The 20,346-nt window shown below is 71.5% G+C and carries 22 protein-coding genes and 1 tRNA gene; 11 read left to right on the forward strand and 12 right to left on the reverse strand.

Going from position 1 to position 20,346, the window contains the following annotated elements; translation table 11 throughout:
• Positions 1-3: 3 nt before the first annotated feature.
• The gene (locus ABDZ89_RS04795) at positions 4-1,245 is read left to right on the forward strand and encodes a DUF5305 domain-containing protein (protein WP_343777095.1); all 1,242 of its coding nucleotides are present in this window, start codon (positions 4-6) and stop codon (positions 1,243-1,245) included.
• Between the two features lie 96 nt (positions 1,246-1,341).
• On the opposite strand, the gene ABDZ89_RS04800 is transcribed toward ABDZ89_RS04795, so the two are convergent.
• Positions 1,342-1,536, reverse strand: coding sequence for a heavy-metal-associated domain-containing protein (locus ABDZ89_RS04800; protein ID WP_007344879.1), 195 nt, complete (start codon positions 1,534-1,536; stop codon positions 1,342-1,344).
• A 100-nt stretch (positions 1,537-1,636) separates the two neighbouring features.
• On the opposite strand from ABDZ89_RS04800, the gene ABDZ89_RS04805 reads away from it, so the two are divergent.
• Together ABDZ89_RS04805 and ABDZ89_RS04810 are read left to right on the forward strand one after the other, a co-directional pair.
• Positions 1,637-2,227, forward strand: coding sequence for an AsnC family transcriptional regulator (locus ABDZ89_RS04805; RefSeq protein WP_343777096.1), 591 nt, complete (start codon positions 1,637-1,639; stop codon positions 2,225-2,227).
• A 69-nt stretch (positions 2,228-2,296) separates the two neighbouring features.
• Positions 2,297-2,369, forward strand: a tRNA-Gln gene (locus ABDZ89_RS04810).
• A 270-nt stretch (positions 2,370-2,639) separates the two neighbouring features.
• Here ABDZ89_RS04810 and ABDZ89_RS04815 read toward each other — a convergent pair.
• A complete protein-coding gene (locus ABDZ89_RS04815; protein ID WP_343777097.1) occupies positions 2,640-3,329 on the reverse strand; it encodes a hypothetical protein in 690 nt (229 codons plus the stop codon).
• Between the two features lie 106 nt (positions 3,330-3,435).
• Here ABDZ89_RS04815 and ABDZ89_RS04820 point away from each other — a divergent pair, with 106 nt between their 5' ends.
• On the forward strand, positions 3,436-3,924 hold the full coding sequence (locus tag ABDZ89_RS04820) for a hypothetical protein (protein ID WP_343777099.1): 489 nt from the start codon (positions 3,436-3,438) through the stop codon (positions 3,922-3,924).
• Positions 3,925-3,954: 30 nt separating this feature from the next.
• On the opposite strand, the gene ABDZ89_RS04825 is transcribed toward ABDZ89_RS04820, so the two are convergent.
• The 4 genes from ABDZ89_RS04825 to ABDZ89_RS04840 form a co-directional block, all read right to left on the reverse strand.
• Positions 3,955-5,007, reverse strand: a complete 1,053-nt coding sequence (locus ABDZ89_RS04825) for an actin-like salactin (RefSeq protein ID WP_343777100.1) — start codon at positions 5,005-5,007, stop codon at positions 3,955-3,957.
• Positions 5,004-5,489, reverse strand: a complete 486-nt coding sequence (locus ABDZ89_RS04830) for a FlaD/FlaE family flagellar protein (RefSeq protein WP_343777102.1) — start codon at positions 5,487-5,489, stop codon at positions 5,004-5,006. The genes ABDZ89_RS04825 and ABDZ89_RS04830 overlap by 4 nt, the downstream gene beginning before the upstream one ends.
• A 127-nt stretch (positions 5,490-5,616) precedes the next feature.
• Positions 5,617-6,435, reverse strand: a complete 819-nt coding sequence (locus ABDZ89_RS04835) for a phosphatase PAP2 family protein (protein ID WP_343777103.1) — start codon at positions 6,433-6,435, stop codon at positions 5,617-5,619.
• A 10-nt stretch (positions 6,436-6,445) separates the two neighbouring features.
• On the reverse strand, positions 6,446-6,955 hold the full coding sequence (locus tag ABDZ89_RS04840) for a DUF7575 domain-containing protein (protein ID WP_343777104.1): 510 nt from the start codon (positions 6,953-6,955) through the stop codon (positions 6,446-6,448).
• A 149-nt stretch (positions 6,956-7,104) separates the two neighbouring features.
• Here ABDZ89_RS04840 and ABDZ89_RS04845 point away from each other — a divergent pair, with 149 nt between their 5' ends.
• The 3 genes from ABDZ89_RS04845 to ABDZ89_RS04855 all read left to right on the forward strand — a co-directional run bounded on the left by ABDZ89_RS04845 (position 7,105) and on the right by ABDZ89_RS04855 (position 11,174).
• The gene (locus ABDZ89_RS04845; protein ID WP_343777106.1) at positions 7,105-7,968 is read left to right on the forward strand and encodes a pantoate kinase; all 864 of its coding nucleotides are present in this window, start codon (positions 7,105-7,107) and stop codon (positions 7,966-7,968) included.
• Positions 7,969-8,379: 411 nt separating this feature from the next.
• Positions 8,380-9,774, forward strand: coding sequence for a signal recognition particle protein Srp54 (locus ABDZ89_RS04850; protein ID WP_343777108.1), 1,395 nt, complete (start codon positions 8,380-8,382; stop codon positions 9,772-9,774).
• 176 nt (positions 9,775-9,950) lie between these two features.
• On the forward strand, positions 9,951-11,174 hold the full coding sequence (locus ABDZ89_RS04855; protein WP_343777109.1) for an MFS transporter: 1,224 nt from the start codon (positions 9,951-9,953) through the stop codon (positions 11,172-11,174).
• A 32-nt stretch (positions 11,175-11,206) separates the two neighbouring features.
• Here the strand turns inward: ABDZ89_RS04855 and ABDZ89_RS04860 are convergent, their stop codons facing one another.
• Positions 11,207-12,226, reverse strand: a complete 1,020-nt coding sequence (locus tag ABDZ89_RS04860) for a DUF7972 family membrane protein (RefSeq protein ID WP_343777110.1) — start codon at positions 12,224-12,226, stop codon at positions 11,207-11,209.
• Positions 12,227-12,283: 57 nt separating this feature from the next.
• Complete coding sequence (locus ABDZ89_RS04865; RefSeq protein ID WP_343777111.1) at positions 12,284-12,721, reverse strand: DUF2237 family protein; 438 nt, start codon at positions 12,719-12,721, stop codon at positions 12,284-12,286.
• Positions 12,722-12,862: 141 nt separating this feature from the next.
• Here ABDZ89_RS04865 and ABDZ89_RS04870 point away from each other — a divergent pair, with 141 nt between their 5' ends.
• Genes ABDZ89_RS04870 through ABDZ89_RS04880 form a run of 3 tightly spaced genes read left to right on the forward strand, consistent with a single transcriptional unit; the run spans position 12,863 to position 15,937 of the window.
• The gene (locus tag ABDZ89_RS04870) at positions 12,863-14,686 is read left to right on the forward strand and encodes a DNA polymerase/3'-5' exonuclease PolX (protein ID WP_343777113.1); all 1,824 of its coding nucleotides are present in this window, start codon (positions 12,863-12,865) and stop codon (positions 14,684-14,686) included.
• A complete protein-coding gene (locus tag ABDZ89_RS04875) occupies positions 14,683-15,243 on the forward strand; it encodes a Mut7-C RNAse domain-containing protein (protein ID WP_343777115.1) in 561 nt (186 codons plus the stop codon). The genes ABDZ89_RS04870 and ABDZ89_RS04875 overlap by 4 nt, the downstream gene beginning before the upstream one ends.
• A gap of 49 nt (positions 15,244-15,292) precedes the next feature.
• Positions 15,293-15,937 (forward strand): DUF7095 family protein, encoded by a 645-nt coding sequence (locus ABDZ89_RS04880; RefSeq protein WP_343777117.1) that lies wholly within the window; start codon positions 15,293-15,295, stop codon positions 15,935-15,937.
• 26 nt (positions 15,938-15,963) lie between these two features.
• Here the strand turns inward: ABDZ89_RS04880 and ABDZ89_RS04885 are convergent, their stop codons facing one another.
• From ABDZ89_RS04885 to ABDZ89_RS04900, 4 genes are all read right to left on the reverse strand, one after another.
• Positions 15,964-16,809, reverse strand: a complete 846-nt coding sequence (locus ABDZ89_RS04885) for a class I SAM-dependent methyltransferase (RefSeq protein WP_343777118.1) — start codon at positions 16,807-16,809, stop codon at positions 15,964-15,966.
• 64 nt (positions 16,810-16,873) lie between these two features.
• Entirely contained in the window at positions 16,874-17,329 is a 456-nt protein-coding gene (locus ABDZ89_RS04890; protein WP_343777120.1) for a hypothetical protein, read from the reverse strand.
• A 117-nt stretch (positions 17,330-17,446) separates the two neighbouring features.
• Positions 17,447-18,283, reverse strand: a complete 837-nt coding sequence (locus ABDZ89_RS04895; protein ID WP_343777122.1) for a deoxyribonuclease IV — start codon at positions 18,281-18,283, stop codon at positions 17,447-17,449.
• A gap of 73 nt (positions 18,284-18,356) precedes the next feature.
• Positions 18,357-19,208 carry a lipoate--protein ligase family protein gene (locus tag ABDZ89_RS04900; protein WP_343777124.1) on the reverse strand — a complete coding sequence of 284 codons (852 nt, stop codon included), beginning with the start codon at positions 19,206-19,208 and terminating at the stop codon, positions 18,357-18,359.
• A 144-nt stretch (positions 19,209-19,352) separates the two neighbouring features.
• On the opposite strand from ABDZ89_RS04900, the gene ABDZ89_RS04905 reads away from it, so the two are divergent.
• The gene (locus ABDZ89_RS04905; RefSeq protein WP_343777126.1) at positions 19,353-20,267 is read left to right on the forward strand and encodes an RIO1 family regulatory kinase/ATPase domain-containing protein; all 915 of its coding nucleotides are present in this window, start codon (positions 19,353-19,355) and stop codon (positions 20,265-20,267) included.
• Positions 20,268-20,346 lie beyond the last annotated feature (79 nt).

Here is a 20,346-nt window from a genome sequence, read left to right on the forward strand (position 1 = left end):
CCCATGTCTTCAGCTCCTTCCGAAAGCCGCCTTCGGCTCCGCGCCGTCCTGAACGCACAATCCACCGCGATCCTGATCGCCTGCCTGCTCCTCGTCGCGGTCGGGGCCGGCCTCGTGTACACCACGCACGTCGACCCCGGCACGGAGACGGAGAGCCGGACGGTCTCGTCGCTGACCGTCGAGAGCGAGTACCGGCACAGCGCGACGGTGACGGAGCCGAACGCGGTCTTCGACACCGGCGCCGTCCTCGACGGGCGCGACACGTACTTCACGCGGATCGCCCCGGAGCTCGACGTCGACGTGGCGACGAGCTACACCGCGTCGAGCGCGGAGGACGTGACCGTCGAGATCGCCTCGACGCTCGTGATCCGCAACGTCGGCGAGGGCGGCACCGTCTACTGGCGCGAGACGGAGCCGCTCGCGTCGCAGTCGGTCTCGGGCGTCGACCCGGGCGAGACGGTGAACGCCTCGTTCGCGCTCAACAGCACGGCGATCGACGGGCGAGTGGCGTCGATCGAAGAGCAGCTCGGCGCCTCGCCCGGGCAGACGGAGACGTTCGTCACGACGTCGGTCGCGGTCGACGGGTCCGTCGGCGGCGTTCCCACGGCGTCGACGCAGACGCTGGACATGACGGTCACGCACGGCGGCGACACCTACTCCGTCAGCGAGCCCGGCGTCCGGTCCGACACCGCCAGCCGCACCGAGCAGGTGAGCGTCCGGCGAAGCTACGGGACGCTCCGGTCGTTCGGCGGCCCGCTGCTCCTGCTCGTCGGCCTGCTCGGTGCCGCGGGGACGGGGTACGCGACGCGGGAGCTCGACCTCGCGCTCACGCCGACGGAGCGCGAGTACCTCTCGTACCGCGACGACCGCTCGGAGTTCGACGAGTGGATCACGGCGTTCCGGCTCCCGCCGTCGGTCCACGACCGCCCGACCGCCGAGGCGGAGTCGCTCCGCGACCTCGTCGACTTCGCGATCGACAACGACACCGGCGTCGTGGAGGACCCGACGACCGGCGCCTTCCACGCGGTCGCCGGAGAGTTCGTCTACACGTATCGCCCGCCGGCTCCGACGGCGGACTCGACCGCGACCGACTCGACTCCCTCGGCGGACGGCGATTCGCCGGACGACGAGACCGGTGCCGCGGACGTCGACGTGGCCGAGGAAGCGGACGGCCGAGAGATCGGTTCTCAATCGACGGAAGGCAGCGCGGCAGAGCCGGACGAACGGGGCGACGACCGCGCCTGATCTCGCCGCCCTGCGTCGGCGAGCGCGTTCGGGTGAAAAGGGTCCAACGGTTCGAACGCGCGGGACGCGTGCGCCGTCGTCTGCGTGTTTCGATTCCTACGCGGACGCCTCGTAGCCGGCGTCCTCGATGGCGGCCACGACGGCGTCCACGTCGACGTCGCCCTCGACGGTCGCGGTGCCCGCCTCGTGGTCCGCGCTCGCCGACTCGACGCCCGGGAGCTCCCCGAGCGCGTCGGTCACGTTGTCCTCACAGCCCGTACACGACATGCCGTCGACGTCTATCGTCGTCATACTCGCCGGTTGGCGCCGCGGGCACAACTGCCTTTCCGTCGCCCCCGTCGCCGACCGGTTCCCCGGTCTCCTTTTGCCCGCGCCGGCCGAACGGGCGGCCATGCGCACCCTCGACGAGACGGACCGCGAGATCATCCGGCTCCTCATGGCGGACGCGAGGCGGCCGTACAGCGACATCGCCGAGCGGGTCGACCTGTCGGCGCCCGCCGTGTCGGACCGGGTCGACCGCCTCCGCGAGGTGGGCGTGATCGAGGGGTTCACGCTCCGTATCGACGGGGACGCGCTCTCGAACGGGCGGACCGTCCTCGCGACGCTCTCGGTCGCCCCCGGGGACGCGGACCGCGTCCACGAGGCGGTCGCGAGCCACGAGCGCGTCGAACACGCGTTCCTCACCGCCGACGGCGAGGTGACGGTCTCCGCGCGGGTCGAGACGGGGACGGCCCGCGGCCTCGTCGACGACGCGGTCGGACTGGACGCGGTCCGCGAGCTGTCGGTGCGACCGATCGACGCCCACGAGTGGTCGCCCGCCGTCGGCGACGCGGACCTCGCGGTCGAGTGCGTCGAGTGCGGTAACACCGTCACCGCCGAGGGCGAGTCCGCCCGCGTCGACGGGACGCTGTACCACTTCTGTTGCGGCTCCTGTCGGGAGAACTTCGAGGCGCGGTTCGACCGGATCGAGGAGGGTGCCTAGCTGCGACGCGGCGCCCCGCGCGTCGGAGAGAGTAACGTACTTGAGTCCCCGCCGGTTAGCCGAACTCGCAGTCCCGTGGTGTAGTGGCCAATCATAATGGCCTTTGGAGCCATTGACGGCGGTTCGAATCCGCCCGGGACTATTTCGCGCCGAACAATCTCGTGAGGCGTAAATATCCTCAGTGGTTCGAACCCAGAGGACGAGTGCAGCGAGTCCTCGCGGTTCGAATCCGCCCGGGACTATTTTGCGCCGAACAATCTCTTGAGGCGTAAATATCCTCAGTGGTTCGAACCCAGAGGACGAGTACAGCGAGTCCTCGCGGTTCGAATCCGCCCGGGACTATTCTGTGAAACCAGCCTTCCGAGCCGCAGGAACCGGAGTTCAGACGTAGCCGACGAGAAACGTCACGACATCACTCCAACGTGACGGCGAACCCCCACTGCGCCGACGACTGCGGCTCCGCGTCGTCGGAGACGACGGAGGCGGTCGTCTCGAAGCGGTACTCGCCGACCGGGAGACAGGCGTCGGTCTGGTCGTGCGTCGCGTACAGGTCGATCGGTCGGCTCCGCGACTCGCCGGGGCCGAGTTCGAAGGTCCGGTACTCCTCGGTCACGGCGACGGTGTCGGTGAGCCGCCAGCAGTCGGGCTCGGCCGGCGCCTCGACCTCGGGTGGAAGGAAGGTGAGCGCCCCCGAGCCGTCGCTGACGTACTCGAAGTGGACGGCCCGCCCCTCGCCGACCCTGACTTGCCCATCGCTCGTGTTCGTGACCGTCGTCCGGAGCCGGGGAGGGTAGTCGGTCGTCGCGGCCTCCCTGACTACCTCCACGTCGAGGTCGACCGGGAGCCCGACGTCGCCGTCGGTCGAGACGAGGCTGACGCCCGGGCCGCCGGTGCCCTCGGGACGGGTGCCGCCGGCGTCGTCTCCGGTGCCGTCTCCGCCGTCGTCCGATCCCGGCAGTTCGTCGTCGCCGTCGGCGTCGTCGTCGCCGTCGTCGGCGTCGTCGTCGCCCTCTCCGGGATCGTCGGACGCACAGCCGGCGAGACAGGCCGCTCCGCTGACCCCGCCCACACCGCGGAGATAGCGCCGTCGCGTCGGACTCATGCCTCGTCCAGGACGCCGCGGCGGATATCCTTGTTGATTGGTAGCATGATCTGTGGCCGACGATCCGGGTGTGTCATTTTTTATCACGTCCCTCGTTACGGGGTGTATGGACCCGACCCGATACCGAGATGCGGTCGCCGCCAACGGACGTAAGCACGGCTTCGACACGGTCGAAGAGGGGGCAAACGGCTTCGAGCAACTGTGGGTAGCGCGGGACGAAGACGACACGATCGGCTCGGTCGCGGTGTTCGCGACCCTCGTCGCGGAGCCGGACGTCGACGCGGAGGCGCTCGTCGCGACCGCCGAGTCGTTCCGCGACGTGCTCGCCGACCGGGTGGACGCCAGCCCGCAGCGGGCCGACGGCGGCAAGAGCCCGACGCCGATCGGGTACGTGACGTTCGCGGTCTCGGACCCGGACGCGTCGCTGCTCGACGCGATGTCCGGGTTCACCGTCGCGCGACGACGCACGAACGTGTTCCCGCTCGTATACGACTGCGAGGCCGAGCGGCTCCACCGCCACGACGTGCCGCGGCTGAAGGGACGAGGCATCTACCGTCGGCAGGCCGAGGACGCCGAGCGGCTCTTCGGCGTGTAGGCGGGCGGTAAAAACGGGTGGTCGACGCGCTCAGACGAGTCGCTGGGCGATCCGCGCCGCGCCGTCCGCGGCCGCGGTCGCGGGGTCGTCCGGGGAGACGACCTCGACGTCGCGGTCGAGCTCCTCGCTCAGGCGCTTCTCGAACTCCTCGGTGAGGCCGGGAATACACGCCATCCCGCCGGTGGCGGCGAGGGGGCGGCCGAGCGCCAGCTGGTACGGCTTCATGTGATCGTTCGCGAGCTCGGGGAGGAACTCGTTGGCGACCACGTCGACGGCCTCGTCGATGTAGCGGTCGATCGGCTCCTGAACGCCGCGGTCGACGGTGAACTCGTGGCTCCCGCCGCCGGGCTGTTGAACCACGTCCGTGAACGGCTCGAAGTCGTACACGTCGCCGTGCTGCTCTTTGTACTCCCGCGCGGTCGTCCGGTCGATGTGGACCCGCCCTTGGGTCTCCTCCTCGACGGCGGCGACGATGCGGCGGTCGACCTCGTTGCCCGTCACCGAGCCGGTCGAGAACGGCGAGAGCTGCTCGCCGCGCCGGTAGGCGCACGCCTCCATCGTCGTCGAGCCGAGGTTCACGGAGATGAACACCTCGTCTATCGCGTCGAGCCCGTCGCCGTAGGCGGGGATCGCCCCGCACAGGGACTCGGGGTAGCTCCGCGTCTCGACCTGACCGATCGACGAGCCCTCGATCACCGATTTGAGGTTCTCGACGCCCGCCTCGTTGTCGATGGTCGGTACCGCGTAGACGACCGCGCTGTCCTCGGGCACGTCGTGGGCGTCCACGACCGCCTCGAAGAAGCGCTCGGCGTCCGCGACGCTGTCGTCGTCCTCGGGGAGTCCCGACCGGAGCATGAAGCGCACCCGGTCCGGGTACTCCACCGCGGCCTCCTCGCCGAACAGCACCTTCTCTTCGCCGGTGATGGCGTCCTCGTAGGTCGCCAGGCAGGTCAACACCGAGTGGCGCTCGCGGCCGCCCCGTCCGTCGGGGATGTCGAGCACCGTTCGAGTGCTACCGAGTTTCACGCCGACCGCTGCCGATTCGTCCGTTTCGTTGATGTCCGTGGATTCGTCGTCGCTCATTGGTCACTCGCACACGAAGCGATCCGGACGATGGAGACGAGACTGATCCGGTGGTCCGCGGGGATGAACGGCCGGTCACGCGCCGGCGTGTCGAACCCCTCGAGGCGGCGCGTCAGCGCCGCGACCGCGTCGTCGCCGACCCAGTCGAGTTCGCCGTAGTAAGACAGCACGTCTCGGGCCCGCACGTGGCCGCCGACGTCGACGAGGTAGCCGAGCCACTCGCCGATCTCGCGTTCCGCGGCGGGCGACGCCGGGATCGCCGTCAGATACGGTCGATCGACCGCGTCGCCGCCGTTCAGCCGCACCCCACGCTGACGCTGGAGCAGCTCCGTGAACGCGGCCGAGCGCGCCGCTTGCTCGGCTCGGTTCCGGTTAGGCTGCCGGAGCGCCCGCTCCCGAGGCGCTCCCGCTCCGTCGGTTCGCGGCGCGTCCGCGATCCGGCGCAGTTCTCGTACGTCGTATCGTCGTGGATTCAGACTCATGTTCCGTCCGTCGTTCGCGTCCGTACCCTCACCGTCACGGCGGGATCATATGATAGTTGGCCCTCAGTTATCACCGATGAGAAACTACGCCCCGCTTCCATCGGCCCACCCGACGAATTCCATCGGCTCACCCGACGATCCGGTTCGCGGCCGCGACGCTGCCCGCCGCGAGGACCGCGCCGGCGACCACGTCGGCGGCCCAGTGGATGCCGAGGAACAGGGTCGCGACGACGATACTCGCCGCTAGCACCGCGGCCACGGGCGTCCACCGCGGGAACTCGTCGCGCGTCGAGACGGCCGCGAGCAGGACCGTCACCGACAGCGCGGTGTGAAGCGACGGGAAGACGTTGGTCGCGGCGTTCACCTGCGAGGTGAGCGTCGTCACGCCGCCGAACCAGTCGAGGAGCAGCGGCTCGACCGTCGCCGCGTCCGGGTCCGCGCCCGGGACCCGCGGGTAGTTTCGCGGCCCGTAGGCGACGATCCCCCCGTAACAGACGATCGCGACCGCGTAGTTGACGGCGTACGCCGCGACCAGCCGCTTCAGCGGACGGAGGTCGTCGGCGAACGCGTACACCGCGACCGGCGCGGCCACCAACACGACGTAGCCGACGACGTACGCCGGCCCGAAGTAGTACACCGCGACCCGCGGGATCGCGTCCTGTACCGCGGCCACGAAGTCGCCCTCGATCGCGTATATCGCCGTCGTCGCGCGGTAGCCGTACTCGAACGAGAACGCCTCCAGCCGCCGTAACAGCCCCTTGTTGATCAGGAGGATGAGCGCGAGCGAGCCGACGTACGGCGCGATCCCGACCGCGCGATCGCGGAGCAGTCCGCGGTCCGCGACGACGGTCCCGATCCGGTCGCGACCGACGCAAAAGAGGAGGACGAGCGCGAACGCGACCAGCGCCGGCCCGGCGACCGCGCCGGCGGTCACGACGAATCCCACGGTCAGCGGGTCACTCCGGTTCGGCCCACGGGAGCGGCTCGGTACACCAGTGACAGAAGTCGAGGTCGGCGTCGGCCTCCTTGCCGCAGTTGGGACACGTCACGTCCGGCGGCTCGCCGTCCTCGCCCGCGACCGCCGCGGTCGGCGATCGCCCGGTGCCGGCCGTCGCGTCGTCGGCGTCCGTGCTCGCGACCCGTCGGCGCATCGCCTCGGCGGCGGCGGCGCGCTCGCGTTCGGCGACGTCCGCCCGCCCGACGAGATACGCGTCGAGCGCGGACAGCGCGGCCAACACCGTGATCGGCAGGGCCACGTCAGTCGGGATCGCGGCCGACACCGCCATGGGGTCCGCGAGCGGGTCGACCGGTTCGACGTCGTACAGCGCGAGCAGCGCGACCGCGCCGCCGACGATGGTCAGGTGCCACAGCAGCGCCCGCCCCCACCGGCGCAGGGAGAGGTGGCCGAGCCCCGGGAACGCCAGCGCGAGCACGGCGGCGAGGACGGGACGCAACTGGTTTCGCATACGGCCGCGTTTCGCTCGGGCGGTACTTAGGCCTGCGGTGTCGCGACGGAGTCCCGTCGTCCGGCCCGCTCGTTGTGCCCGCCCCCGTCGGCGGGGCTGACTCGTCTCGGATAACAACCGTTAATCGCGGCCCCCCCGTCCGCGGCCACATGAGCAGCCAGCGGGCGACCGCGTTCGTCCCGGGTCACGTCACCGCCTTCTTCAGCGCCCACCCCGCCGACGATCCCTCGGTCGCCGGCTCCCGCGGCGCGGGCGTGACGCTGACCGACGGCGTGACCGTCACCGTCTCGGCGGGCGACGCGAGCGACGCCGCGAGCGACGAGACGGGCTCCCGGACGATCGACGGCCGGACCGGGTCGGTCGGCGCGGCCGAGGACGTCCTGGCCGAACTCGACGCGGTCGCCGCCGACGTCGCGGTCGAGACCGACCTCCCGATCGGCGCCGGCTTCGGCGTCTCCGGCGCCGCGGCGCTCGGGGCCGCGCTCGCGGCGAACGCCGCCCTCGACCGCGGCCGGTCGGAGAACGAACTCGTCGGGATCGCACACGCCGCGGAGGTCGGGCGCGGCACCGGCCTCGGCGACGTGGTCGCGCAGGCGCGCGGCGGGGCCCCGATCCGCCTCGAGCCGGGCGCACCGGGGGTCGGCGAGCTGGACGCCGTGCCCGCGGCGGCGCGCGTCGAGTACGTCACGTTCGGTGAGCTGTCCACGGAGGCGGTCCTCGGCGGCGACACGGCCGCGCTCTCCGCGGCCGGCGAGGACGCGCTCGACCGGCTCCGCGCCGACCCGCGGCTCCCGACCGTGATGGCCGCCGCGCGGCGGTTCGCCCGGGAGGCCGACCTGCTCGTGTCCGAGGTCGCCGACGCGCTCGACGCGGTCGACGAGGCGGGCGGCGAGGCCGCGATGGCGATGCTCGGTCGCACCGTCTTCGCGCTCGGCTCCGGGCTCTCGGACGCCGGTTACGAGCCCGAAGTCTGTCGGATCGACGCCGCGGGCGCGCGGCTCGTCGAGCAGTAAGCGACCGGCAACTCTCCTGCCGGTGGCGCGTGCCTCCGAGCGGCCTCCGGCCGCGAGGAGCACGCGCGAGGGAGTCAGTCGCCGGAGCGAAGCGGAGGCGACTGACGAGGCTGGGGAGGCGTGAGGCTGCGGTTGCGGTGCTGTGCGGGATGGGACTCAAAGGGGCAGTCGCGAGGGCGAAGCACGCCGACGAAAGCACCGCAGCGAGTGAGCGGAGCGAACGAGCGAGGCGCGCAACGAGGCGCGCGAGTCCTCGCGACCGGGGCTTTGGAGGTGTTCTCCCCGGCAACAGCCACGTCTCGCCAAGCGGCTGGAGCTATAGCGGCATCTGCCGAGGGTCCGTGATCAGCGACGTATCCCGCGCCCGCCGACGAACAAAGCTTTACCGCGTCGCCCGCCTAGCTCCGGCAAATGGTACTCGACGACCTCGGTACGTCCCTGCGGAGCAGCCTCGACAAGCTCCAGGGGAAGACCACACTCTCCGAGAGCGACGTCGAGGAGATCGTCAAGGAGATCCAGCGATCGCTCCTCTCGGCCGACGTCGACGTCTCCCTCGTCATGGAGCTGTCGGACTCGATCAAGTCCCGCGCGCTCGAAGAGGAGCCGCCGGGCGGCACGACCGCCCGCGACCACGTCCTCCGGATCGTCTACGAGGAGATGGTCGAGCTCGTCGGCGACTCCACCGAACTCCCCTTAGAGAACCAGACCATCCTCCTCGCCGGGCTTCAGGGGTCGGGGAAGACCACCTCGGCCGCGAAGATGGCGTGGTGGTTCTCGAAGAAGGGCCTCCGGCCCGCGGTCGTCCAGACCGACACCTTCCGGCCCGGCGCGTACGACCAGGCGAAACAGATGTGCGAGCGCGCCGAGGTCGACTTCTACGGCGACCCCGACAACGACGACCCGGTCGACATCGCGCGCACCGGCCTCGAAGAGACCGCGGACGCCGACGTTCACATCGTCGACACGGCCGGTCGCCACGCCCTCGAAGACGACCTCATCGACGAGATCGAAGAGATCGAGGGCGTCGTCGACCCCGACCGCTCGCTGCTCGTCTTAGACGCCGCGATCGGGCAGGGCGCGAAAGAGCAGGCCCGCCAGTTCGAGGAGTCGATCGGCATCGAGGGCGTGATGATCACCAAGCTCGACGGGACCGCGAAGGGCGGGGGCGCGCTCACGGCGGTCAACGAGACCGACTCCTCTATCGCCTTCCTCGGCACCGGCGAGACCGTTCAGGACATCGAGCGGTTCGAGCCCTCCGGGTTCATCTCGCGGCTGCTCGGGATGGGCGACCTCAAACAGCTCTCCGAGCGCGTCGAGCGCGCGATGCAGGAGACCCAAGACGAGGACGACGACTGGGACCCCGAGGACATGCTGAAAGGGGAGTTCACCCTGAAGGACATGAAACGGCAGATGGACGCGATGAACAAGATGGGCCCGCTCGACCAGGTGATGGACATGATCCCCGGGCTCGGCGGCGGGATGATGGACGAGCTGCCCGACGACGCGATGGACGTCACCCAAGACCGGATGCGCCGCTTCGAGCGCATCATGGACTCGATGACGGAGGAGGAACTGGAGAACCCCCGCGTCGTCGGCCAGTCCCGCGTCGAGCGCATCGCCCGCGGCTCCGGCACCGACGAGGAGACGGTCCAGCAGCTGCTCGAACAGCACTCGATGATGGAACAGACCATCGGTCAGTTCCAGGGGATGGGCGACGGCGACATGCAGCGCATGATGAAGAAGATGGGCGGCGAGGGCGGCGGCGGCCTCGGCGACATGATGGGCGGCGGCAAGGGGCCGTTCTAACGTCTCGCCGGCCGGCCTGACGACCCCCGCCGACTCTCCGCGCCGACTCTCCGCGCCGACCGCCGCGACCCGGAACCAGGGTCGAGGCGGGGCCGTACGGCAGCGGTGACGGACAGCGCGGTACGGGTGGACGACGGTTCAGACCTTTTATGTTGGCCACCGGGCAAGCACGCCCGATGGGCTCCCGACGGATCCGCGAGTACGACGCCTTAGTCCTCGTCTCGCTCGTCTGGTTCCTCGGGAAGTTCGTCCGCTACCTCTTCCCGCCGCTGTTCGAGTCGATCCAGTTCGCCTACGACGTGAGCAACGCGACCGTCGGAACCGCGTTCACCGGCTTCATGATCGTGTACGCGCTCTTACAGTTCCCGAGCGGCGCGGTCGCGGACCGGGTCGGCCCGGTCCGAGTGATCGTCGCCGGCGCGCTCGTCGCCGGGACGGGGTCGCTCGCGCTCGTCTTCGACGCTCCCTTCGCCGCCCTCGTCGCCGCGATGGTCGTCATCGGGGCGGGCACGGGGGTCCACAAGACCGTCTCGGTGCGGCTGATCGCCCGCGTCTACCCCGCGCGGACCGGACGGATGCTCGGCGCGCACGACACGCTCGGCGCGCTCGGCGGGGTCGCAGCGCCGGCGGTCGTCGCCGCGGTCCTCTCGGCGCCGCCCGCGCTGGCGGCGGTCCTCCCCCGGCTCCCCGGCGCCGACTGGCGCGCGCCGTTCCTGCTCACGGGCGTTCTCGCCGTCTCGCTCGCGGTCGTGACAGGGCTCCGACTTCGCGGCGATACGCGCCTGGGCGGCGCGAGCGACGCCGACGGCGGCGACTCGCCCGGCGCGCGCGAGTACCTCCGGCTGTTCGCGGACCGCCGGTTCTCGGCGTTCGTCCTGGTAACCGTCGCCTTCTCGTTCGCGTACAACGGGACGGTCGCGTTCCTGCCGCTGTACCTCTCGGAGGCGGCCGCGCTCCCCGCGACGACCGCGAGCCTGCTGTACTCCGCGCTGTTCGCGGTCACGTTCGTCCAGCTCGTCTCCGGCGACCTCTCCGACCGCCTCGGCCGCTTCCCGGTCATGGTCGCCGCCCTCGGGCTCGCGACGGCGGCGCTCGCCGGCCTCGTCGCGCTCGCGGGGGCCGGCGCGGTCCCGCTCGGCGCCCTCGTCGTGGCGCTGGGGCTCGGGTCTCACGGCTTCCGCCCGGTCCGCGGCGCCTACCTCGTCGAGGCCCTCCCCGACCGGCTCGCCGGCGGCGGGCTCGGCGTCGTCCGGACGCTCCTCATGGGCGGCGGCGCGCTCGCGCCCGCTGCGGTCGGAATCGTCGCCGACGCGGCCGGGTTCCGGCCGGCGTTCGCGCTGCTCGCGGGGTCGATGGGGCTCGCGGCGGTCGTCGCCGCCGGGCTCTGGGTCACGGAGTGACCGGGGCGGTCGCGCCGCCGAGCGGCCGTCGATCAGGTCTCTTCGTCCGTCTCTCGCAGGATGAAGGGGCCGATCGAGAGGGTCCGCTTCGTCACCGTCGCGATACGGAGGATGTAGGCCAAAAGCAGCGCGAACGGGACGAGCGAGGCCGCGGCGGCGGCCGCGACCCAGACGACGACGGCCTCGACCCCGAAGGCCGTCGTCGCGGGCGCGGCGGCGTCGAAGAAGGCGACCATCCCCGCCGCCACCAGTAGCGCCGGGACCGCGGCCGCGAGCATCCGCCGCGAGAGATCGATCAGCTCCCACTGGAAGTACAGCGTCTTGAAGTGCTCGCGGGCGGGCCCGAACAGCCGCAGCGCCTCGATCAGGTCGTCGAGCGCCGCCGTCGCGGGCTCGTTCAACTCGTCGCCGTGGCGCTCGCGGAGCCGCCGGGCGGCGAACAGCTTCCACGAGTAGTTGAAATCGAGGACGGCTCCGATCACCTCGAACGCGCCGAACCTGGCCCCGTCGAGCTCCGCCGTCGTCCGGGAGGCGTTCTCGACGACGGCGGTCGTCAGATCCTCGACCGCCCCGTCCAGTTCCCCGTCGGCCGGCCCGGAGACGGCCTGGCGGAGGGCGGTCGCTCGCTCGCTCGTCGTCTCGACGAGCGCGCCGAGGAACGTCGCCGGATCCGTCGGACTGACGGGCTCGCCGAGGATCGCGGCCGCGTCCCGCCGGAACTCCATCGCGCCGTCCATGCGCTCGCGCTGGTCCCCGACGGCGCCGAGCTCCTGTGAGAGCACCAGCTGGTTCAGGGTGAGGACGAGCGTGACGCCGGTGATCGTGGCCGTGAGGAGCCCCTGGAACAGCGTGTCCACGGAGTCGCCGCCGCTGACGGCCTCGGCGGCGCCCGGAAGGAGCGCGCCGGCCGCGAGCAGTCCGAGGAAGACGACCGACAGGATCACGGCCGTGACGAGTCGCCTGTCGGCGTCGAGCAGGAGCCACAGGACCGCTCGGTTGCGGTCGGCGCGCTCGCGAAGTCCGTCGTCCGGCGCCCCGCTTTGCCCGGTCATGCCTCCGACTCCCGGCCCGGGATCAAAAAGCCTCTGGAGCCCCCGACCGGGCTCGCGTCAGTCGAGCGGTTCCGGCTCGAACGCCTCGGCGTCGAACTCGTGGTCTCGGAGCCGGTCGGCGTCGACCGCCCGCAGCACGGACTCGTCCGTAGCCTCGAGGACGACCGGCGGCGCGACGCCCGCCTCGGCCGCCTCGATCCACCGGCCGACGCAGAGACACCAGCGGTCGCCGGGCGTCAGGCCGGGGAAGTCGAACTCGGGACGCGGCGTGATCAGGTCGTTGCCGCGGTCGCGGCTGTACCGGAGGAACTCGGCCGTGACGACCGCACAGAGCGTGTGCTCGCCCACGTCGCCGTCGACGTCGCGGCAGTGGCCGTCGCGGAGGTAGCCGGTGGTCGGATCTCGGCCGCAGGGTTCGAGGTCGCCGCCGAGGACGTTGCGGTCGTCGCGGTCGTCGCGGTCGCCGGGACCGCGGTTCGGGTCGTCGGGAGACACGTCGATCCGTCGGGCCGCAGGCGACTTGTGGCTGACGGCGGTCGCGACCTCCTCTCCCGAGACGCGGGCGAAGTCGGACCGCCGTCGCCCGCCGGGACGCCGCCGGACGATATAAGCGGCGGGCGACCGAACTCCGGACAGATGAGCCGGAACGACGAGGTCGCGACCCGGTTGGAGGAGTTCGCCGACCTGCTGGAGGCGACCGATGTCGAGTACAAGCCGACCGCCTACCGCCGAGCGGCCGAGAACGTCCGCGACCACCCCGCGCCGATCGAGGGGCTCGCGGCCGACGGCGAGGAGGCGGTCGCCGAGATCGACCGCGTCGGCGACGCCATCGCCGCGAAGATCGTCGAGTACGTCGAGACGGGGACGATCGAGGAGCTGGAGGAGCTCCGCGAGGAGCTGCCGGTCGACATGGCCGGCCTGACCGCGGTCGAGGGCGTCGGTCCGAAGACGGTCGGGACGCTGTACGACGCGCTCGGGATCGCCGACCTCGACGAACTGGAGGCCGGCGCGGAGGCGGGCGAGATACGGGAGGTGTCCGGGTTCGGCGCCAAGACGGAACAGAACATCCTCGACAACATTCCGTTCGCCCGCGAGTCCCGCGAGCGGACCCGCCTCGGCGACGCCCGCCCGGTCGCGGACGACGCGCTCGCGTACCTCGGCGACCGCGACGACGTCCAGTCGGTCGAGGTGTGCGGGTCGATCCGCCGCTGGAAGGCCACCATCGGCGACGTCGACGTCCTCGTCGCCAGCGACGAGCGCGAGCCGATCGTCGAGGCGTTCACCGAATGGCCGGCCGCGGACGCGACGATCGAGGCCGGCACCGGGAAGGCGAGCGTCCGCGCGAACGGCACCCGCGTCGACCTCCGGATCGTCGACCCCGACGAGTTCGGCGCCGCGCTCCAGTACTTCACCGGCTCGCGCGCCCACAACGTGACCGTCCGAAACCGGGCGATCGACCGCGGGCTGAAGCTGAACGAGTACGGGCTCTTCGACGTGAGCGACGTCGAGGAGGCGGCCGACGACGCCGACGGTGCCGACGCCGAGGGCGGAGGTGACGCCGAGGACGAGACCGCGGACGCCGAGGACGCCACCGCGACGCGGGCGGGCGACCGCGTCGCCGGGGAGACGGAGGACGGGGTCTACCGCGCGCTCGATCTGGACCCGATCCCGCCCGAACTGCGCGAGGACCGCGGCGAGGTCCACGCCGCCGCCGAGGGGCGCCTCCCGGTCCTCGTCGAACCGGGCGACCTGCGCGGCGACCTCCACACCCACACCGACTGGTCGGACGGCGGCTTCTCGATCGCGGAGATGGCGACGGCGGCCGCCGACCGCGGCTACGACTACCACGTCGTCACCGACCACGCGACCGGGCCGGGGATGGTCGGCGGGGTCGGCCTCGACGAGGACGACATCGAGGAGCAGGCGGCGGCGATCGCGGCGGCGGCCGAGGACGTCGACATCCCGATCTTCCACGGGATCGAGGCCAACATCGACGCCGACGGGGCGCTCTCGACCGATCCCGAGACGCTCGCGGCCCTCGATCTGGTCGTGGCGTCGCCCCACGCCGCGCTCGGACAGGACGCCGACGCGGCCACGGAGCGGCTGGTCCGGGCGGTCGAACACCCGCACGTCGACATTCTCGGCCACCCGACCGGTCGCCTGATCAACGAGCGACCCGGCCTCGACCCGGACGTCGAGGCGGTCGTCGAGGCCGCCGCGGCGAACGGCGTCGCGATCGAGGTGAACGCGAACCCCGCCCGGCTCGACGCGGACGGCGAGTTCGTCCGGGCCGCCGTCGAGGCGGGCGCGACGATCGCCGTGAACACCGACGCGCACGCCCCCCGCGAACTCGATAACGCCCGGTACGGCGTCCACACAGCGCGGCGCGGCTGGGCCGAGGCAGCAGACGTGCTCAACGCGCGCTCGCTCAACGGCCTCCGGTCGTTCCTGCTCGAATGACGGAGGGGGACGGCGGCGATTCGCTCGACGGCTCGGGGCCCTCCGTCGGGGAGCGGCCGCCGGTCCTGATCGACGTCATGTGCGGCAAGCTCGCCACCTACCTCCGGCTGTGCGGGTACGACGCCGCGTACGCGCTCGACCGCGGGGTCGAGGCCGACGACCGGCTCCTCTCGCTCGCGGCCGCCGAGGGACGAGTGCTCGTCACCCGCGACCGCGACCTCGCGGCTCGGGCTCCCGCCGCCGACCCCGCGGTCGACTCGGTCCTCCTCGCCGAACGCGACGTGCTCGATCAGCTCCGCGAGCTCGACGCGGCCGGCTTCCCCGCCGAACTCGCCGACGAGCCGACCCGGTGCGGGGCGTGTAACGGGCCCGTCGAGCGCGTCGCGTCGACCGCGAACGAGAGCGACGACGACCCCGTCGCTCCCGCCGACCGCCCCGACTACGTCCCCGACGAGGTGGGAGCGGCCCGGCCTGGGTGGCGCTGTACGGACTGCGGGCAGTGGTTCTGGAAGGGCGGCCACTGGGACGACGTGGCGGCCCGGCTGGACCGCGTCTGAACCGGGCCGAGCGTAACCGGTTTGCCCGCCCGCCGCCTACGCCTCGCCAATGGAACGCGAACGGGCAGTCGACCGATTAGAGTCGCTCGTCGACCGCGTCGCGGGCGAGCCGATGCCGGTGCCCGTCCGCGAGGTGTGGGCGTTCGGCGACGTGGCGCTCGGGCTGGACCCGGTCGAGCGCCTCGACGTCTACCTCACCAAAGACGTGATCATGGGCGGCGACGCCGACGCGGCCGCCGAGTTCGCGGCCGAGTACGGCGTCCAAGGCGTCGGCACCACGGTCGACGCCGAGTGGGCGGCGGCGAACCCGGACCAGGTCCGGACGAGCGACAACGGGTACGCCGCCCCCGAGAAGTGTCTCGCGGCCGAGCTCGTCGCCGACGACGAGCCGATCCACCTCGAAGTGTGTAACGCGAGCTTCGAGGACAACGTCCGCCAGCGGCTGAAGGGCGCGCTCGCCCGCGACGCCTACGAGGAGGTGCTCGACCCCCGCGGCGTCTGCCTGTGGGTCGACGGCACGCGCGACGACGAGGCGTTCGAGCGCCTCCGCGAGGCCTCCCTCGCGATGCCGACGCTGCCCGCCGCGCTCGGAATGCTCGGCGCCGACGAGGACGCGGCGAACGAGGCCGCGGACGTGCTCAAACGGCAGCGGGCCGAGCAGGAGGGCGCGTCCGTCCGCGGCGACATGGTGTAAGCCGGCGACGGCAGCCCCCACGCCGTTCAGCGACGCTCGCTCGCGTCCCTGACTCGCCCCACCGTCACGTCGAACGGGACGTACTCGACGCGCTCGTACTCGCCGGCGTCGATGGCGTCGACCACCTCCCGGCCCATCTCGCGCCAGCGCCCGCGGAGGTCGTCGTAGGCCGCCTCGGAGGTCGCGGCCACCAGCTCCGCCCGGTGGTCGGCCAGTCCCGCGCCGGACGCCTTCCGGGCCGCGGATCGGAGCGCCGGCTCGTCGTACGGGGGTTCGGTCCGCTTCTCGTGGACGTAGCGCCGAGTGCGGAGGTCCGTGACCCCCGCCGCCTCGAACGCCTCGCGGACGCGGTCGCCGAGCGCCACGTCCGTGCCGACGCCGTCGACGTACGCCTCGCGGGCCTCGCGCTCTAACCGCTCCTCGGCGACGACCGTCGAGGCCACCCGCACGTCGGCGTTGTCCGGTTCGACCGCGGCGACGAGGTCCGAGGAGACCCGGCCGAGCTCTCGGACCGCCGCGGTCGGGTCGGGGAGGTTGATGAGGAGGGCCTGACAGACGGCCAGATCGACCGCCCCGTCCGCGACGGGGAGCCGCGTCGCGTCCCCCGCGAGGTAGCCGATCCGGTCGTCGCTCTCCTCGCGGGCGACCGCCAGCAGGTCGCGGTCCGCGTCGACGCCGACGACCGACGCGTCGGAGCCGCTTTCCCCTCCGCTCGCCTCCGCGGCCAGCACGCGGGTCAGCTCGCCCGTCCCGCAGCCGACGTCGAGGACGCGCTCGCGGCTCGGCAGCCGGAGGTCGGCGAGGGCGTCGCGACCGTCATCCCACATCCCGCGGCGGGTGTGCTCGAGGTACTCGGCGGAGAAGCGTCGCACGGGCCCGCTTCGCGGGGGGCGAAAATAAACGTCCGGAGATCGGTCGCCGACGGTCACGACCGGCTCAGTCGTCGTCGCCGCTCCCGAAGCCGAGCAGGTCGGCGGCGAGGACGGCGGTCACGCCGGCGCAGTAGCCGAGGAACGCGCTCGTCAGTCCCACCGCGGCGAAGCTCAGCGTCACGTCGCCGATGGCCGGGTCGCCGCCGTTGACGCCGGGGACGCCGACCGCCGTCCCGACGAGAACGAGCCCGCCGAGGACCACCGCCGGCACGACGCCGACGGCCAGACACGCCGGTCCCCCGCAGCGGGCGTAGGCCCCGGCGGCCGCCAGCGGCGCCGGCGCGTAGAACACGAGCAGCGGCAGCAGTCGGTCGGTGAGCGCGGTCGCCGCCGTCACGTCGGCCGACTCGGCGGCGAACGCGACGAGGTGGCCGAGCGCCACGACGGCGGCGAACCCGATCACCAGCCAGACCCCGAGCCCGCGTCGGCGTCCGACCAGCAGCGCCTTCGTGGTGGGCATGACCGTGGATCGCTCAGCGCGATACTTAAATCCGCGTCGGACGCACGACAGCCGTTCCGCCGCGGTCGTCGGCCGATTCGCCCGTCTCACGCCTCGACACCTCTCGTCTCGATCGTCTCAGTCCTGACGGAGGTCGCGCACTCGGTCGATGTTCCACGCGAAGCTCTTGCCGTCCTCCGTCGGCGTCTCTAACGCGAGCGGCACGTCCGCCAGCCCGGGGTGGTTGAGGAAGCGCTCCATCCCCGCCTCGCCGATGTGGCCCTCGCCGATGTGGGCGTGTTCGTCCTTATTGGTGCCGCAGGCGTGTTTCGAGTCGTTGAGGTGAACGTACCGGAGGTGTTCGAGGCCGATCACGTCGTCGAACTCGGCGATCGTCTCGTCGACCGCTTCCGGCGTCGAGAGGTCGTAGCCCGCGGCGAAGGCGTGGGCCGTGTCGAGACAGACGTCGATGTCGGTCTCGGTGCGGTCGATGACGCCCGCGAGGTGTTCGAACTCGCCGCCGAGCTTCGTCCCCGCGCCCGCGTCGCTCTCGACGAGGATCGTGACGCCGTCCGGGACGTCGACGTCGTCGATCACCGAGGCGGCGTTGTCGAGACCGCCCTCGACGCCCGCGCCGGTGTGGGCTCCGAGGTGGACGTTCACGTAGGGGATGTTCAGCTTCGCGGCCGCGTCGACCTCCTTTTGCATCGCGTCGAGCGACTTCTCGCGGAGCCCCTCCTTCGGCGTACAGAGGTTCACGAGGTAGGAGGTGTGGATCACCCACGGGCCCTCCAGGTCGCGTTCGGTGCCGTCGCGGAATCGCTCGGCCTCCTCGTCGCCGATGTTCGGGTCCTGCCACACCTGCGGCGAATGGGTGAATATCTGTCCGCAGTTGCCGCCGACATCCACCTGGTTCGCCACGGCGTTGTCGACGCCGCCGGCGATGGAGACGTGCGCTCCGACCTTGAGGCTCATACCCTTCACACGCGTGCGGTCGAAAAAGCCCCTTCGGAAGCGGGCGGTGGCGCGTCACCGACGACCTCCGCCGCTACGCTCTGGAGTCCCCGGGCCGCGTCCGCACCCAGCCGTCGTCGCGGTACTTCGTCTCGACCAACTCCTCGGCCCGGTCCAGCTCCGCGTCCGTCCACGACCCGTCGAGGTCCACGGTCGCGTCGGGTGCGGTGCCCGCCCAGTCGGCCAGCGCGGACTCCAGCGCCGCCACCGCGTCCGCGCGGTCGACGTCGGTGAGCTCGTCGATCCCCACGACGCGCTCGCCGAACGCCTCGGCTGTCACCGGCGGGTCCGCGAAGGTCGCGAGGTGGCGCACCGCGTCGACCGCGAAGGTCAGCGAGCCGTGTTGAACGACCGCGTCGCGTTTGCGGTACTGCGCGTTGCCGGCGATCTTCCGCCGCTTTTCGCCGCCGGGGCCCGCGGCGACCACGTCGTGTGCCGGGTGGAGTTCGCGGAGGTAGCAGGCCGGGTGGTACAGCTCCGGGACCGACTCCTCGACGTAGTCCGCGTCGACGCCGAGTCGGTCGAACGCGTCGAGGATCGGTTCACACAGCAGGTGGTAACAGTCGAGCAGTTCGCCCGGCACCGTCTCCGCGGGGACCGCGATCGAGTACGCGATGTCGCCGTGCGCGTCGTGATAGATCCCGCCGCCGCCGGTCTGTCGGCGCGTGACGTCGATCTCCTCGCGATCGCAAAACTCCCATCCGACGGTCTCCGGGTCCTGATGGCGGCCGAGGGTCAGACAGCTCGGGTCCCAGCGATAGGTCCGGAGCGTCGCGGGGCCCCCGTCCGCGGCGGTCTCGGCGGCCGCCTCGTCTAACGCCATCTGCGTCGGTCCCGGTCGCTGCTCTTCGCGAATCAGCCGCCAGTCGACGGCGGGCGCGGTCATACCGGCAGGTCGGGCGCTTCGCCGAAAGCGGTTGCGCTCGGCGTCGGTCCCCGCCACGTTTCGGATTTGATATCGCGGTATCCACTATACGCACGCTCCGTCGAACGCGCGTCCCTTTTAGGAATCGCCGGAGTAGGGGCGCGTATGGTTCGAAACGTGGCGAGCGACATGGCGGCGCTCGAGCCCGAGGACTTCTACCTCCTCTCGGGCGTCGAGCAGGGGATGCGGTTCTCGGAGTGGGTCCGCCGCGACAAGATCCCGGACTACGCCGACCTGACGCGGGAGGAGGTCGACTATCGGATCGACCGCTGTCTCGACCGCGAGCTGATCGAGCGGAAGACGATCCAGTACGAGGGGTACCAGCTCACATTCGAGGGATACGACGCCCTCGCGCTCCGGACCTTCGCCGAGCGCGAGACGATAGACGGCGTCGGGTCGCCCCTGGGGCTCGGCAAGGAGGGCGACGTGTACGAGGCGCAGTCGTTCAGACCGCTCGCCTTGAAGTACCACCGCGAGGGGTACACCAACTTCCGCGAGGTGAACCGCGAACGCGAGTACACCGCCGACCGGGACCACGTCTCGTGGCTGTACACCGCGCGCAAGGCGGCCGAACGCGAGTACGAGGCGATGGAGGCGATGTACCCCGACGTGAGCGTGCCGCGACCGGTCGATCACAACCGGCACGCCATCGTGATGGAGAAGTTCGCCGGCGTGGAACTCGCGCGCGCGAAGCTCGACCCGGAGCAGGCGGTCGGCGTCCTCGACCTGATCCTCCGGGAGCTGGCGACCGCCCACGACCTCGGCTGGGTCCACGCGGACGTCTCCGAGCACAACGTCGCCGTCGCCGAGAGCGGCGTGACGATATTCGACTGGCCCCAGGCGGTGCCCGTCGACCACGAGAACGCTCGGGAGTTCCTCGAACGCGACGTCGAGAACCTCCTCCGCTACTTCGGCCGAAAATACCCCCACGAAGTGCCGAGAGACGTCGATACCGACGGAATCGCGGCCGCTATCGCCGACGGCTCGTTCGAGAGCGTTCGGTCGTTCGGCGCGGAATAAATCACATGGCGCGATACGAAATCTCGTCTCGGGCGTGATCCGCGGTTCTCCCTCGCTGCGGTCACGAAGGGTTCTCGCC

Origin of the sequence: Halorubrum ejinorense (genome assembly GCF_039522565.1) — an archaeon.
Lineage (GTDB): Archaea > Halobacteriota > Halobacteria > Halobacteriales > Haloferacaceae > Halorubrum > Halorubrum ejinorense.